This window comes from Rheinheimera tilapiae (genome assembly GCF_042432165.1).
GTDB classification, from domain to species: Bacteria; Pseudomonadota; Gammaproteobacteria; order Enterobacterales; family Alteromonadaceae; genus Pararheinheimera; species Pararheinheimera tilapiae.
On record NZ_JBHLXP010000004.1, the window covers coordinates 211,473 to 227,592 of the forward strand.

Consider the following 16,120-nt stretch of genomic DNA (forward strand, 5'->3'; position numbering starts at 1 on the left):
GGGGCGTACAATATGCTAACATCATTGACCTGGTTTGGCAGACGCATTTTTTATGGACTTATTTGCATTACAACAGCAGCTTGGTGCTCTGACGGACTACCCGCTAGAGCAGTGGCAACCCGCTTTTTGCGGGCCTGTGCCGATCCGCATTGATCGCGATGGCAGCTGGTATTTCCATGGCAGCCCGATCCAGCGACCAGAACTGGTGCGGTTATTTGCGGCGGTATTGAGTTGTGTCGACGGGCGATATCTGCTGACGACGCCGGCGGAGCAAGTGCAGATCGAAGTCGACGATGCGCCATTTTTATTGGTCGACGCGGTATGGCTGGACGATGGCCGGCTGCAACTGACTACCAATCTGCAGCAGAGTTTTATCGCCGGGCCGGACTTTCCGGTGCTGTTGCAACCAGAAGCCGGCAACGGCCAGTTGCTGCCTTATCTGCAATTAAAACGCGGCTTGCGCGCCAAATTCAGCCGGACTTTGTATTACCGGCTGGCGGAGCAGGCGCAAGAACAAACCGTTGATGGCCAGTGTCAGTACTGGCTGCATAGTGGCACTTACCCGTTTCGGTTGGGCTGAAACCGTTGTATTCAAGCGCGTTTAAATAACCTTGGAATAACTGTGCTGCTGCGCCAGCAAATAAGCATCAAAAGCCGCAGCGATGATCCGCACCCAGGGCCGGCCACGCTCTGTCACTTCCAGCAAATCGCCTTGCCAACGCACCAAGCCATCGTCAAGACAAGGTGCCAGCTGGGCCAGTGACCCGGCGAAATAATCCTGAAAATTTATCTGCCATTGCTGCGCCAGAGCTTGAGTATCCAACACAAAATTACACATGATGCGGGCTATTAAATCTGCCCGGATTTGGTCATCCCGGCTTAAAGTCAGGCCTTTATCAATGGCGAGTACTTGCTGTTGTTCCAGCGCCTGATAATAACCTTTCAGCTCTTTTTGTTGTTGCCAGATCACATTGCCGACCTGACTAATCGCCGATACACCAAGGCCAAGCAAGGCATCGCAGGCATCTACGCTGTAACCCTGGAAATTACGGGTCAACTGATGCGCCTGTTGTGCTTGGGTCAGTGGGTCTGTTGTTTTGGCAAAATGGTCCATACCGATGGCGACAAAACCGGCTTGTTGCAGATGGTCCATCGCCAGCGCCAGTAACCCGAGTTTTTCGGTGGCGCCGGGCAAAGCGGCATCGGGGATTTTGCGCTGTGCGGCGAATCGTTCCGGCAAATGCGCGTAGCTGAATAACGAGATGCGGTCCGGATCTAAAGTGACTACTTGTGCCAGCGTTTGGCTGAAAGTCTCAGCTGCCTGATGTGGCAACCCGTAAACAAGATCCAGATTCACTGAGCAGAATTGCAGCTCACGGGCCGCATTAACCAGCGTTTCAACCATGCTGTAGGGCTGAATACGGTTAATTGTCTGTTGCACTTGCAGATCAAAATCCTGCACGCCAAAACTGACGCGGCTAAAGCCCAGTTCCCGTAACAATCTGAGCTTGTCGACATCACAACTGCGTGGATCAATTTCGATGCTAAGCTCAGCCTCTGGCAGGAACTGGAAATGCTGACGCAGCAACTGCATCAGCCGGCGCAGTTGCGCTTCATCCAGATAAGTTGGGGTACCGCCGCCGAAATGCAGCTGGTGCACTTGTTTTGCCGCACAGGCCGGTTGATACAAGGCCATCTCGGTGGCGAGAGCATCGAGGTAGCGGTCGGCTTTGCTTTGATCGCGACTGATCACTTTGTTACAACCGCAGTAATAACAAAGCTCCCGACAAAATGGCACGTGCAGATAGAGGCTCAGCGCCGGACCGGTGTCTGCCAGCGCCTGTAACGCACGCTCCGGCGCAAAGCCGCTACGCAGCAACAAGGCCGTGGGGTAAGAGGTGTAACGGGGGCCTTTGACGTTGTACTTTTTGATCAGGGCTTCGTCCCGGAATGTCGTCATCATATCGCATCTGCCACAGGGGAAATGGCGTCAGTATAAAGACTGTGTTGAAGTGCATATTGATCCAACACAACAGATTGGACTTTCAATAAGAGGCGTCGCCTCATAACCCGGGAACAACAATGAACAAAATAACCACTGCAATGCTGCTGGCCGGACTGTTACCGCTGGCGGGCCAGGCGGCAACTTTGATCCACGCCGGCACTGTGATCACAGCGGAAGGCGACCAAATTCTGCAAAAACAAACGCTGGTCATCGAAAACGACCAGATCAAAGCCATCGAAGCCGGTTTTCGCCAACCTGCAGCCACAGACACCCTGATTGATTTGTCCAAACAAACCGTACTGCCGGGCCTGATGGATATGCATACGCATTTTTCCTACCAAAGTAGCCCGGGTGCCTATAGCGAAGGCTTCACGATGAATGAAGCGGACGTAGCGTTACGCGGCGCGACTTATGCCGAAAAAACACTGCTGGCCGGTTTTACCACAGTGCGGGAATTAGGCGACAGCCACCTGATCAGCACTGCATTGCGTAAAGCCATCAATGCTGGTTATGCCAAAGGTCCACGTATATTCACTGCAGGCAAATCTATTGCCACGACTGGTGGACATGCCGATCCGACCAATGGCGTGGCTTACTTGCGGATGGGCGACCCTGGTCCGGACGATGGTGTGATCAATGGTCCGGATGATGCGCGCAAAGCCGTCCGGCAACGCTATAAAGAAGGCGCCGACCTGATTAAAATCACCGCGACTGGTGGCGTGCTCAGCGTGGCGAAAAGCGGTATGAACGCACAGTTCAGCGACGAAGAGCTGGCGGCTATTGTCAGCACCGCGAAAGATTATGGTTTCACGGTAGCGGTGCACGCGCACGGTAAAGAGGGCATGGAGCGGGCGATAAAAGCAGGTGTCAGTTCTATTGAGCATGGCACTTTTATGGATGACAACACCATCAAGCTGATGAAACAGCACGGGACCTATTTTGTGCCGACGATCAGCGCCGGTAAGTTTGTCGCCGAAAAAGCCAAAGAGCCGGGTTATTTCCCGGAAATGGTGCGGTTAAAAGCGGCGACTATCGGGCCTTTGATCCAGGCGACTTTCACCAAAGCGCAGAAGGCCGGTGTCAAAATCGCCTTTGGTACTGATGCCGGTGTTGGCATGCACGGTGATAACTGGCGCGAATTTGTTTATATGACCGAAGGCGGCATGTCCGCGCATCAGGCGATTCTGAGTGCGACCATCGAAGGCGCGCGCTTGCTACAAATGGAACAAAGTCTCGGTAGTCTGAAAGCCGGTAAAATGGCAGATATCATCGCCGTGCCTGGCAATCCGCTGCAGGACATCAGTGTGATGGGCAAAGTCAGTTTTGTGATGAAAGCCGGTAAAGTCTATAAACATTAACAAGTGGTAAAAAGTAATAAAGCCGCAGTATTGCGGCTTTTTTTATATCCAGCATCAGCGACTACCGTTGAAGCAAACGACAGGCAGAGCACCGCGGCAAGCCATGGAGATTTCATCGTAGTTCCTTTTCGACGGTGAGAGACAGGTGTCGGCTGCTGCTCTTTAGCCTGGTGCTGCAGCAGTAGTCATACCAGGCGCTGTGTGGAAAATAAACAATTAATCCAGTGGGGCTACAGATAGCAGATCGGTGAGCTGTGGGCTTTGTGTTCAATGCGTTGCGTGCGGACGACTTTCAGTTTTTCAGGCATCAGTTAGAACATCAGGCAACAAAAAGCCGCAGAATTGCGGCTGATGTCTTAGTGCACTGGCTTTAGTATTTCCAGTAGCTGGCGGATATCCTGTTTGATCGAATCAGCCAGTTGGATCTCCGTTTGCTGGCGGAGATGATCAAGATGGCGCAGTTCCTTTTTGTCGAGTTCCTTGCGGGCTTCGTGCGTTGGCATCGCCTTGACGCAGTCATACATCGCAAATAATCCGGGGTAACGGCAGGCTTGGGCCAGCTCAGGCTGCAGATTCTCCAGCAACACCCAGATTCGCAAACCGGCTTCAGACAGTTCGCATTGATCTTCCAGCGTGGCCTGGCCAATCAATACAATACTGTCGAGCAGATACTGCTGATGTTCCGCTTGTTTGCGTTGCTGCTCTGCCTTGGCTTGCTGCTGCTGCAATTTTTGTTTTTGCAGTTGCGACAATAAACGTCCGAGATAAAACGCCAGTGCGCTGACAATCAGCACACCGAGGCCCAGCAAACCCCACCAGATAGTCATTTTATGTTACTCGCCCAGTAAATCTTTACGCCAATCAGTACGCTCAAACTCTGCCAGTGGATCCGCATCTTCTTCAGCAGTATCAGTCTCGTCGGATTCTTCGTCTTCATCCAGACCCAGCAACGTCAGTAATTCGGCATGACGAGCGGTTTTGGCATTGAAGTATTTGGCATCTTTCCCAGTCAGAATTTCGCCATTTTCGACGCGTTCCACCAGGTCCAGCAGTTTTTCATCCTGCTCCAGTGCCGCGAGTTCCTGTTCCGGTGGCAACGCAATGACTTTGACTTTAGCCAGTTGGGCTTTGGGTTTGAAATCTGGCGTTTGTTGTAGCAGTTTTTGTTCGGCTTCATTCACATGCAGCTCGATAGGCTTTTTGCTGCCATGGCGCGGATCTTTATTTGCCGGACCGCTTTGTTGTGATTTCTCCGGCTGCGGGGCATTGCGGCTACCGGATTTTAAACCAGCACCTTTTTTCTTGGTCTCGACCGGACGCTCGCGCGTTTGCCGTGCTTCGGCTGCGGGTTTGTGGCGATTGCCAATCTGACCGCTGGTGCGGGACTTTTTGATGCGTGTCATGGTGTGTACCTGTAGAAAAGGGCGCGTATTTTAACCAGTTTTTGTCACAAAGCCTATGGCTTTATCGGTGATCTCGGCGGGAACATTGCAAATCAGACCGTAAAAAAACAAAACGGCGATAACTTAAAGCCATCGCCGTCTGAAAAGTTGTGCAAGCAGCACTGAATTTTGTTATGTCGTCCTAACCGTTGCAGACACCCTGTCTGGTCAGTTTCCGTATATTGTTGCGTCGCTTCCGTGCAAAAATTGTTATTCGCGATCGTCCTAATACTTTTTTCGTCTTCCGTGGGGCTCGCGTTAAAAACGCCGACATCAGTGATGATGCCATTTAAAATGTACTAAAGCACAGCTGCTTTCCATGCAAAACTTCCGTTTTGTCTAACTGTTACCAAAAGTAACGGGGTTTAATTTACTCCGATTGGGCAGAATGGCAAGACTGTGTTTAAAAAAAAAACAGAAAAAAACTGAACCAATAATTAATGTCAAATAAATTCAGATGTTTGACACAGATTTTGCGACGACGCCTCCATTTTTTCTGCAAAGTTTATGGCGTATATCTTACGCCTCCTGTGAGACATATCTCACAGGCCGACTCTGGAATGTACCTCAGGCACTAAGACAACACGTGGTTTCGACTGTCTGAATACAAAAAAACCGGAGCATGCTCCGGTTTTTTTTGTAGCAGAACATCTGGAATTAATGCAGACCGCCGAGATATTTTGACAACACTTCAATGTCTTTGTCAGTCAACTTGTGTGCAGTGTCGCGCATCATGCCATTGAGATCATTTGCGCGCGTGCCGGCACGGAAACTCTCAAGCTGTGTTTTGATGTATGCGGCGTGCTGGAAGGAGATTTTCGGGAATCCCGCCAGACTGTGACCAACGCCCCGCGGACCATGGCAGGCGATACAGGCTGGAATACCGCGCTGCATGTCACCGGCGCGGAACAATTTCTGTCCGGCTTCTACCACGTCTTCTGGCGTTGTGCCGGATTTCATCGTTTGTGATGCAAAATAGGCTGACAGATCTTTCATATCTTGATCAGACAATGCTGCGACCATGCCGGCCATTACTGCATTGCTACGGCCTTCTTTGCCACCCGTCGCGGCGCCCTGTTTAAAATCTTTCAATTGTTTATAAATATAACCGGCATGTTGCCCGGCAATTTTCGGATACATATCGGTTGGGCTGTTACCATCTGGTCCATGACAAGCAGCACAGGTAGCAGATTTTGCTTTACCTGCTTCAACGTTGCCTTCAACCGCAGCAGCCTGGCCGGCCAACCCTAATAAAAGCATGACTGGAATTGCAATTTTTCTCATGTTTAATTGTCTCTGTTCTGCGTGACCCTGCCCAACTGCAGCAGGCTTAGAAGATAATAACCCTATTTTTTATGCCTATTTTACACGAAACCCGCAGTTAGAAAATCCCAATACTTATGCAGATTATTGATTTCCGCTAAACTATAGCCAAATTTAAGTCCGGAGTATGAAGTGTACAAAGCAATTTTTAACTACCAGCAAACACGATTTCTGACCAGTGCCCCCGATATTCGGGCCTTGCCGGACGATTCTGGCATTGAGGTGGCGTTCGCAGGACGATCAAATGCAGGGAAGTCCAGTGCACTGAATACGCTGACCCGGCAAAATAGTTTAGCCAGGACCAGTAAAACACCAGGCCGGACCCAGCTGATCAACACTTTTCATTTGGCCGACAACAAACGGTTAATCGATTTGCCTGGGTATGGATTTGCCAAAGTCCCACTGGAAGTCAAAGAAAAATGGCAGAAGTCGCTGAGTGAGTATCTGATCAAGCGGAAAAGTCTGAAAGGCATTGTGGTGCTGATGGATATTCGTCACCCGCTGAAAGATTTGGACCAACAGCTGGTACATTGGGCAGTGCAATCCGGTTTGTCAGTCTTGATCCTGTTAACGAAGGCCGACAAATTAAGCCCAGGTCCACGGAAAAAGACGTTATTAGAAGTGCGGGACGCCTCAATGGCGTTCATGGGCGATGTGACGGTGGAAGCGTTCAGTTCGTTAAATAAATTTGGTTTAACAGAGCTGGAGCAAGTGCTGGATCGTTGGTTCAGTGATGAGCCGGTGGAAAGCACTGAACCGTAACCCGCTGATTATTTCTGTATATAGCATCAACCGGCGTTAGGTTGATGCTTCTGCTTTAAATGCCTGTCTAAATTGCTGTCGTCAGATCGATTCGGTACTGACGGCCTTTTCGTGTGCCCAAAAAGAAAAAACCGGCTGTTCAGAGAACAGCCGGCATAGCAAACGGGGAGAAGCTATTTAATAAATTTCAAATCAACAGGGTGTCTTACGAAGAAGACATAGCCATTATACAGCAAATTTTTATTGTTTGAAGTATTTGCTCTAAAATATCTAATAAATTTTCAGAAAAAGACAAAAAAAAACGCCCCACTGCAAGCAGTGGGGCGGCTAAATAAGCCTACTTTCTATGTAGAATCAATCACTAATGCTCGAAACTACCGAAAGATAGAACATCTTACCTCTGTACCCTACGCCTTTGATTCTACCCATGGCGGTTTAAAAAGCAAGCGTATTTCGTAATAAAATTACAATTATTGCTCTTTTTTTCGTCTTTTTCTGAATTTACGTAATAAAACAACCTTTTAGCTGTTGTCAGACAATGTGGCGGCAGATAACCAGCGTCAGGCTGCGTTTTCATTGGTTTTGTTTGACACTTTTCGTTGGCGGTTGGCGGTTCAGCGACTTCAGTTAAAAAAAAGCCCCAGCAATCGCTAGGGCTAAATGGGTGTCGTACCAGGAACGGGACATGTTCACCGTTAATCAGAGTGGCGTCTTACAGGAAAGTTCAGCAAAGTACTGAAATTTTCCAAGTTTTTAATGCGCCTGATCCCAGTTATCGCCATTGCCGGCTTCAGCCAGCAATGGCACGTCCAGTTGAACAGCGTCTTGCATCAATTGTACAAGTCGGCGCTGGTGATCGGCGAGCGTCGCCGCACTGACTTCAAACACCAGTTCATCGTGCACTTGCATGATCATCATGATCTCTGCCGGATCCTGCTGTTGCAGATAGGCGTCCACACTGAGCATGGCGCGTTTGATAATATCAGCGGCAGTGCCTTGCATCGGAGCGTTGATCGCTGCCCGTTCTGCACCTTTACGCCGGCCCATATTTTTACTTTGGATCTCCGGCAGATATAAACGCCGGCCAAACAAGGTTTCGACATAACCCAGTGCATGCGCCTGCTCGCGGGTGCGTTCCATATAATCCAGTACGCCGGGGAAACGAGCAAAATAGGTATCAACATAATGCTGCGCTTCGCCGCGGCTGATATCGAGTTGCTGGGCCAGGCCGAACGCGGACATACCGTAAATCAGACCGAAGTTCACCGCTTTGGCGCGACGACGTTGCTCAGTCGTTACCTCATCCAGACCCACACCAAATACTTCCGCTGCGGTTGCGCGGTGGATATCGCGGCCCTGCGCAAAAGCATCCAGCAGTGCTTTGTCCTGTGACAGGTGTGCCATGATGCGCAGTTCAATTTGTGAATAGTCGATTGCCAGAATTTTCTTGCCAGCCGGGGCGATAAAGGCCTGACGTATACGGCGGCCTTCTTCGGTACGGATTGGAATATTCTGCAGATTCGGCTCGGTTGAGCTCAAACGACCAGTTGCCGCGACCGCTTGATGATATGACGTGTGTACCCGTCCAGTCTGCGGATTAATACTTTGCGGCAATTTATCGGTATAGGTAGATTTCAATTTGATAAGACTGCGGTGCTGAATAATAACCCGAGGTAATTCATATTGTTGTGCCAGTTCGACCAACACATCTTCGGCAGTCGACGGTACGCCGCCTGGCGTTTTTTTCAGTACCGGAAGTTTTTGTTCTTCAAACAAAATTTCCTGCAATTGTTTTGGCGATGACAAGTTAAAGACTTTACCGGCGGCCTGATGCGCCTGGACCTCCAGTTCACTGATCCGCCCGGCCAGAAATTCACTTTGTTTACCTAGTAAAGCGGCGTCAATCAGTACGCCGTTGCGTTCCATGCGCGATAAGACGCTGAGCAGGGGCATCTCAATGTCGCGGAATACTTTCGCCGGGCCTTCAGCCTGCTGCAATAACGGCCACATGGCTAAATGCAGCTGCAAAGTGACGTCCGCATCTTCGGCGGCATATTCAGCAGCTTTTTCCAGTTCAATCTGATTAAAAGTCAGCTGCTTACTGCCTTTACCGGCAATGTCTTCAAAGGATATTGGCTGATGCTGCAAGTGACGCTCGGATAGACTATCCATGTCATGGCGGCCGGCGACACTGTTCAGCGTATAGGATTCGAGCATGGTATCGAACAAAATACCATGTAACTCAATGTCATAGCGGGCAAGTACGCTTTTATCATATTTCAGATTCTGGCCCACCTTGGCTGCCTGCGGATCTTCCAGCCAGGTTTTCAGCGTGGCCAGTACCGCATCGCGCGACAACTGCTCCGGAGCGCCGAGATAATCATGTCCGACTGGTAAATACCAGGCCTGGCCCGGCGCGATGGCAAATGACATCCCGACTAGTTCGGCTTGCATGTAATCGAGACTGGTGGTTTCAGTATCGAAGGCAACTAAAGCCGCATTTTTCAGTGTGGACAGCAATTGATGGAAATCGCTATCGGTCAGGATGGTCTGGTACTGACTGCGATCTATTGCAGAGATAGGGGCTGCTGTTGTTTCAACTACCGCGCTGTCGCTGCTTGCTTCTGCAGCGACAGCCGGAGCATCGGCTCCAGCATGTTTTTGCTGGGTCAGAATTTCGCTGTGCCAACGCTTAAATTCACAGGTGGCAAACAGCTCGGCCAGTAGTGCCAGATTGGCAGGCTGCACATGCAGTTCGTGGAACGCCTGCGGCAAATCGACGTCGATTTTGATCGTTGCGAGCTGATAAGACAGTTCAAGTTGCGCCTGATGTTCACGCATTTTTTCGGCGATAGTTTTACTGCCGCGAAAACCAAGTGCGGCAATGTCATCCAGCCGGCGGTAGAGTTCGGCAATGCAGCCAATGCCTTGCAACATTGCTTGTGCTGTTTTTTCACCGACACCAGGCAGGCCCGGAATATTGTCAGCTTTGTCGCCCATCAATGCGAGAAAATCGATGATGAGCTCCGGTCCGACGCCAAACTTTTCTTTAACGCCATCCGGATCCAAAATTGTATCGGTCATGGTATTAATCAGCGTGACATGGGCGTTGACCAGCTGCGCCATATCTTTGTCGCCGGTAGAGATCAACACGTGCCGGCCCTGCGCGCTGGCCGTCGCAGCGAGCGTGCCTATCACGTCATCGGCTTCCACGCCGGAAATACATAATAATGGCAAACCCATAGCCTGGATGATTTGGTGCAGCGGTTCTATCTGGTTGCGCAGGTCATCCGGCATTGGTGGCCGGTGTGCCTTGTAATCTGCATACATCTCATTGCGAAAGGTTGGGCCTTTGGCGTCAAACACCACCACCATTTGCGTCGGGTTGTACTGGCGCAGCAAACTTTTCAACATGTTGACGACACCATAAATGGCGCCGGTGGCCTCGCCGCGCGAATTAGTCAGATGTGGTGGCGAATGGTATGCACGAAATAGGTAAGAAGAACCATCGACCAGGATCAGGGGATCAACAGGGATCTGCGGCATAGCAGGGACTCCGGGAAAATTTTGCCAAGAATGCCATAAGCGCTGTCAGACAACCAGTCAAAACACCAATAGGCTCTTGTGGATATCTTGTGAGTAAGTCTGTGAAAAATATTTTTTACAAGCGAATGTGCACCGACGATAAAAATCGACAGCGTTAAGATAAAGTGATGTTTTTTAAGAAAAAACTAAGGGGGAGACAACCGGACCCTTGTTATTATTCTTTACTTCCTGATTGTGGAAAACAGATTTTTCCACCTCGCTGACTGGGTACGTATTAGTGTCAAAATTCGAGACACAAAGCAGGCAACGGGAAAACAGACTACCACAACCAGAGCGAATGCAAAGCAGAAAAATCAAAAATAATTTGCTTGATTTGCTAGTCGGTTTTCGATGTGTTCGATTAAGGATCCGCAAAGATCCGTCCCTTGATCCGGTTTTTTGTTATAGATCACACTGATGCGACAGATGTTCGGTCGCAGGGCTTTCACAATCTGTCAGCGCAACGCTATAATGCCCTGAAATTTGTAAGGCATTTAATCCCCGGGGACCCCGATCAATGAAAAAAATCACTGTTGCTGTGGCCATGCTGAGTTTTGCCGTATTGGCGCAAACACCAGCGGAAGACAAAAACCTGGAAGAGTTAAAAGCGCGTATTGCCCCAGTTGGTCAGGTGTATCTGGCAGGTTCAGAGCCGGTAGCGGCGAAACCAACAGGTCCACGCACTGGTGAGCAGGTCTACCAGACCGCTTGTTTTGCCTGTCACGCCACCGGCGCATTAGATGCTCCGAAAAAAGGTGATGCGGCAGCCTGGAAACCACGCTTGGCGCAAGGTCTGGAAACGCTGCACAAACATGCGATTGACGGGATCCGTGCGATGCCACCACGCGGTACCTGCGGTGATTGTTCAGATGATGATATTCTTAATGCGATCAAATTCATGACGGAAGGTCTGTAAGCCGTCCGTAACTAAAAAAAACCGCCTTCCGGCGGTTTTTTTTCGTCTAATATCAGGCCTATCCAGGCTGCCCTACCGCGCCAGATCCGATCTGTCATTTGCATTATGTTTACGCAAGTACTGGTTATTGCAAACATGTCTTCAACAATAACAAAAACGTCTAAGAATCCAGCTGGAAATTGCCAGTGCGCTCTTTCCTCTGTTTAATCTTTGTGCATAATAGGACCGGTTCTGTATAAAGATCCGACTACCGGATCAATAACGAAAAAAGAGCGTCCGTTGAAGGAATTAACTCCACGCGCATCGAACCGGCAGCATTCCGGCCAAATTCGTCGCCTGACATCTCTGTTAAAAAAATACCAGCTTGCCTACGCTGTGCAGCAGGCGTTGCTGGATTTGTCAGAGCTGGCCAGCACCCTGACCGATATGGCTCAGTTCTATCCAAAAATCCATAGCCTTGTAAATCAACATCTTGCTGCAGATAATTTCTTTGTCGTGTTAGTTGACCAGCCCAGTGGCCGGTTTCAGGTCGAATATTACGCCGATGAAATGGATTCGCTGGATGCCGGTCAGCTGGACCCTGCCGACTTTGCCAAAGGCATGACCGGCTATGTCTATCGTACCGGCCAGCCGCTGCTATGTGACGCTGATAAATTCCGTCAATTGATTGCGGCCGGCGATATTGAATCGCAGGGCACGCCCAGCCACCATTGGTTAGGCGTGCCATTGCGCCGTGGCCATTTAGTGATCGGCGTGATGGCCGTGCAGCTCTACGAAGATGGCCGGCTTTATGAACAGCATGACGTTGATTTACTAACAGAAATTGCAATGCATACTGTGACAGCCATCGATCGGGTGAAAAGCCGCGAGTTGCTGGAGCAAACGGTACGTGAGCGTACCCGCCAATTGCAAAATACCAATCAGTCATTGCAGCGTGAGATCCGGGAACGCAGCAATGCAGAAAAACTGCAGGCAGCGTTGTATAAAATCTCCGAACTGACGGCTACTGAGCCGGATATGACGGCTTTTTACCGGCAAGTGCACCAAATTCTGAGCGATCTGATGCCTGCCGATAACTGCTACATCGCCTTGCTGGATGAAAGCGGTAAATCACTGAGTTTCCCCTTCTTTGTGGATCAATACAGCCCTCCTGCAACGGAGCGTCCGCTGCGCAAAGGTTTCACGGAATATGTATTACGTGTCGGTGAAGCCCGACTGATCAACAAAGAGCTGTCTGACTTGTTAGTGGCGCAGGGCGAAGTGATCCGTCTGGTGCAGGATAACGGTGGCAGTCCGCTACCTCACGCCACCAGCTGGTTAGGGGCGCCGCTGTTAATTGAACAACAGGCTTTAGGTGTGATCGCCGTGCAGTCCTATCATCAGGATTATATTTATGGTGATAACGAACTGAATATTTTGCGTTTTGTCTCGCAACATATCGCGGTGGCAATTCAGCGCCGTCTGAACACCGAACAGCAAAAACTGCATCAGGAAGATCTGGAACGTAAAATCTTTGAACGCACCCGTGAACTGCGCCAGACCAATTTGTTTTTGCGCCTGCAGGTGGAAGAACGGAAAAAAGCCGAAGAAAAGTTATTCCATGAGGCCAATCATGATGCGTTAACCGGTCTCGCCAACCGGCAGATGTTCATGTTGCAGTTAAAACAAAAGTTTGCTTTGCGTAATCGCGAATCTAATCTCAAGTTTGCTTTGTTATTCATCGATTTAGACCGGTTTAAATTGATCAACGACACGATGGGACACCATGCCGGTGACGCCTTCTTAATTGAGATCAGCAAACGTCTATTACTGACAGTCCGTGAGCATGATTTGGTCGCACGCCTGGGGGGCGATGAATTTGTCGTGTTGCTGACCCAGTTACAGCAAGAAGCGGATGCAGAAGATGTCGCTGATCGCATCATCGAAGCGGTGCGTCAGCCGATGGTATTACAGGGACAAAGTTTGTATTCGGGCGCCTCGATCGGTATCGCGCATTATGATGCCAGTTACACCAATGCCGACGGTATGCTGCGGGATGCAGATGCAGCGATGTATCAGGCGAAATCTTTAGGCCGGAATCGTTTCGTGATTTTTACCGAATCGATGCGCCAGCAATTATTGCAAGAGTTGTCATTAGAACAGGCGCTGCATCAGGCTGTAAACGAACAGCAGTTTTCTGTCGCCTACGACCCCATTATCTGCAGTGAAAAACATCATACGTTGGGTTACGCCGCCCGAATGCAATGGCAGCACCCCCAGTTAGGGTGGCAGCAGGATTTTTGTCAGCAAGCCGCACAGGCGGGTGTGCTGGCTCAAATTGAACTGCAACTGTTACAGCAAATCCTGGAGTTACTCAGTAGCCAGCCGCAACCGGCAGTGATTTGTTTACCACTGTGTGTACAGCACCTGACTCATCCGGTGCAGTTTGACCGTTTGCAAAAAATGCTCGCGGCCCGACCGCAGGTTCTGCATCGGTTGAGCCTGGGGTTTGCCGAATATGAGCTGATGAAACTGAATAATACCGCGCTGAGTTATTTGCATAATCTGAAACGGTTAGGAGTGCGGCTGACGTTAGAAAACTTCGGTGCCGATATGATGCCGCTTGGTTTGCTGACCGGTTATCCGTTTGATTTTGTCCGCTTAGAAGCCAGTTTTTGTCGTAGTCTGCTGCGCCAGACACAGAAACGTCAGTTGCTGGATCTGCTGATCACTTTGGCGCAAAACTACAAATTCCGCATGATTGCTGACGGCATTGATGATCACGCTGTGCGTGAACTGTTAGTCAATGCCGGTTGTTGTTACCTGCAAGGCCAGTTGGTAAAACAGTTACAGCCTTCGCAGCAGGAAGAATCAGTCTTTCTTCAGCAGCTGGCGTAACCGGTCCAGATGCGCCAGGCCGGTTTGCTGGCGCTGTTCCTCTGTTTTCACGGGTGCCGCTTTCGCCCATTCCAAATCATCCTGCGGTAACTCATCGAGAAACCGGCTTGGTTCTGGTTTGATCACTTCACCATATTGCCGCCGTTCGCGGGCATAGGTAAAAATCAGTTCACGTTGGGCACGGGTGATACCCACATAAGCCAACCGGCGTTCTTCCTCGACATTATCTTCGTCAATGCTGGTCTGGTGCGGCAAAATGCCCTCTTCCATGCCAACCATAAAGACATAAGGAAATTCCAGACCTTTGGAGGCATGCAACGTCAGCAGCTGCACCTGATCGGCGTCATCCTGCTGTTCCTGCCGCTCCATCATGTCGCGTAGTGTCAGTTTGGTCACAACTTCGGCGAGCGTCATCGGCTCGTGTTCTTCATCGCCTTTGAGCATCTCGGTGATCCAGCGAAACAGCTCGTTGACGTTTTTCAATGCCATTTCTGCAGCTTTGGTACTGGCACTGGTTTCAAATAAATAAGCTTCGTACTGACTTTGGCGGATCAAATCCCGTACCGCTTCCGCCGGCTCAGCCCGGACCGCGTTATCAGCCAGCGCGACTATCCAGTTAGCAAAATGGCGCACACAAGCGAGGCTTTTCGCGGACAGCTCGTCCGACAGTTCCGGTGCACAGCAGGCGTCAAACAAGCTGATATGCAGTTGATTGGCAAGGCTACCGATTTTCTCCAGCGTTGCCGCGCCAATTTCGCGTTTGGGGGTGTTGATGATCCGCAGCAGCGCATTGTCGTCATCCTGATTCACCAGCAGGCGCAGGTAAGCCATGATGTCTTTGATTTCACTACGGGAAAAAAACGACGTACCACCGGAAATCTTGTATGGGATGCGGTTGGTCATCAGCGCTTTTTCGAACACACGGGCCTGATGGTTGCCGCGATACAAAATGGCATAGTCACGGTACTGGCTGCGGTTTAAAAAACGGTGTGAAATGATTTCGGCCACCACTTTTTCCGCTTCGTCTTCTTCGTTGCGCGTTGGTAATACTTTCAGCGGCACGCCATAACCCAATTCACTGAACAGCGCTTTGTCATATTCATGCGGGTTGTTGGCAATCAAAATATTAGCGGCCTTCAGAATGCGCTCGCAGGACCGATAATTCTGCTCCAGTTTAATCACCCGCAGATTGGGGAAGTCTTTGCCAAGTAACACCAGATTCTGCGGTTTGGCGCCGCGCCAGGAGTAAATCGACTGGTCATCGTCACCCACCACGGTAAAGCGCTGACGTTCGCCCACCAGCCATTTCACCAGTTCGTACTGACTGGTATTGGTGTCCTGATATTCGTCGACCAGTAAATAGTGGATCTTCTGTTGCCAGCGTGTCCGTACTTCGGGATTTGACGCAAACAACAACGTCGGCACCATAATCAGGTCGTCAAAATCCAGTGCGTTGTAAGCGCGCAGTTGCTGGGCATATTGCGCATAAATGTTGGCAAAACTAATTGATTGGGCATCGGTTGCGCGGGCCAGCGCTTGCTGCGGCAGCATTAAATCGTTCTTCCAGCTGGAGATTTTACTTTGCAGGGCGCGCAGTAAATCTTTGTCGCCGAGTAGTTCGTTTTCTGTCAGTTCTTTCAGCAGTGCCATGCTGTCCTGATCATCGAACAAAGTGAAATTGGCTTTATAACCAATGGCTTTATGTTCTTTTTTGATGATCTCAAGGCCCAGCGTGTGGAAGGTCGATACGGTCAGGCCGCGTAATTTGGTCCGATCGAGCGTATGCCCAATCCGCTCTTTCATCTCGCGGGCGGCTTTATTGGTAAATGTAACCGCCGCGATATGCCGGGCC

The 16,120-nt window shown here is 50.2% G+C and carries 11 protein-coding genes; 5 read left to right on the forward strand and 6 right to left on the reverse strand.

The genetic code is table 11. From position 1 onward, the window contains the following. Positions 1 to 52 precede the first annotated feature (52 nt). Positions 53 to 580 carry a DUF1285 domain-containing protein gene (locus ACFFJP_RS15820; RefSeq protein WP_377246248.1) on the forward strand — a complete coding sequence of 176 codons (528 nt, stop codon included), beginning with the start codon at positions 53 to 55 and terminating at the stop codon, positions 578 to 580. Between the two features lie 21 nt (positions 581 to 601). Here the strand turns inward: ACFFJP_RS15820 and hemN are convergent, their stop codons facing one another. Next, positions 602 to 1,963, reverse strand: coding sequence for an oxygen-independent coproporphyrinogen III oxidase (hemN, locus tag ACFFJP_RS15825; RefSeq protein WP_377246251.1), 1,362 nt, complete (start codon positions 1,961 to 1,963; stop codon positions 602 to 604). Between the two features lie 119 nt (positions 1,964 to 2,082). Between hemN and ACFFJP_RS15830 the strand changes: the two genes are divergently transcribed. Then, positions 2,083 to 3,363, forward strand: a complete 1,281-nt coding sequence (locus ACFFJP_RS15830) for a metal-dependent hydrolase family protein (protein ID WP_377246254.1) — start codon at positions 2,083 to 2,085, stop codon at positions 3,361 to 3,363. Between the two features lie 356 nt (positions 3,364 to 3,719). On the opposite strand, the gene ACFFJP_RS15835 is transcribed toward ACFFJP_RS15830, so the two are convergent. From ACFFJP_RS15835 to ACFFJP_RS15845, 3 genes are all read right to left on the reverse strand, one after another. Next, the gene (locus tag ACFFJP_RS15835) at positions 3,720 to 4,190 is read right to left on the reverse strand and encodes a DUF2489 domain-containing protein (RefSeq protein ID WP_377246258.1); all 471 of its coding nucleotides are present in this window, start codon (positions 4,188 to 4,190) and stop codon (positions 3,720 to 3,722) included. Positions 4,191 to 4,196: 6 nt separating this feature from the next. Beyond that, positions 4,197 to 4,766, reverse strand: coding sequence for a Der GTPase-activating protein YihI (yihI, locus tag ACFFJP_RS15840; protein ID WP_377246261.1), 570 nt, complete (start codon positions 4,764 to 4,766; stop codon positions 4,197 to 4,199). Positions 4,767 to 5,462: 696 nt separating this feature from the next. Then, on the reverse strand, positions 5,463 to 6,089 hold the full coding sequence (locus ACFFJP_RS15845; protein ID WP_377246264.1) for a c-type cytochrome: 627 nt from the start codon (positions 6,087 to 6,089) through the stop codon (positions 5,463 to 5,465). A 171-nt stretch (positions 6,090 to 6,260) separates the two neighbouring features. On the opposite strand from ACFFJP_RS15845, the gene yihA reads away from it, so the two are divergent. Continuing rightward, entirely contained in the window at positions 6,261 to 6,890 is a 630-nt protein-coding gene (yihA, locus tag ACFFJP_RS15850) for a ribosome biogenesis GTP-binding protein YihA/YsxC (RefSeq protein WP_377246267.1), read from the forward strand. Between the two features lie 753 nt (positions 6,891 to 7,643). Here yihA and polA read toward each other — a convergent pair. After that, a complete protein-coding gene (polA, locus tag ACFFJP_RS15855) occupies positions 7,644 to 10,436 on the reverse strand; it encodes a DNA polymerase I (RefSeq protein ID WP_377246271.1) in 2,793 nt (930 codons plus the stop codon). A gap of 556 nt (positions 10,437 to 10,992) precedes the next feature. Between polA and ACFFJP_RS15860 the strand changes: the two genes are divergently transcribed. Beyond that, positions 10,993 to 11,391 (forward strand): c-type cytochrome, encoded by a 399-nt coding sequence (locus ACFFJP_RS15860; RefSeq protein WP_377246274.1) that lies wholly within the window; start codon positions 10,993 to 10,995, stop codon positions 11,389 to 11,391. A gap of 279 nt (positions 11,392 to 11,670) precedes the next feature. Beyond that, positions 11,671 to 14,268 (forward strand): sensor domain-containing phosphodiesterase, encoded by a 2,598-nt coding sequence (locus ACFFJP_RS15865; protein ID WP_377246276.1) that lies wholly within the window; start codon positions 11,671 to 11,673, stop codon positions 14,266 to 14,268. Here the strand turns inward: ACFFJP_RS15865 and rep are convergent. Next, on the reverse strand, positions 14,242 to 16,120 hold a 1,879-nt coding region (gene rep / locus ACFFJP_RS15870; RefSeq protein ID WP_377246279.1), incomplete at its 5' end, for a DNA helicase Rep. The two genes, ACFFJP_RS15865 and rep, sit on opposite strands and share 27 nt — an antisense overlap.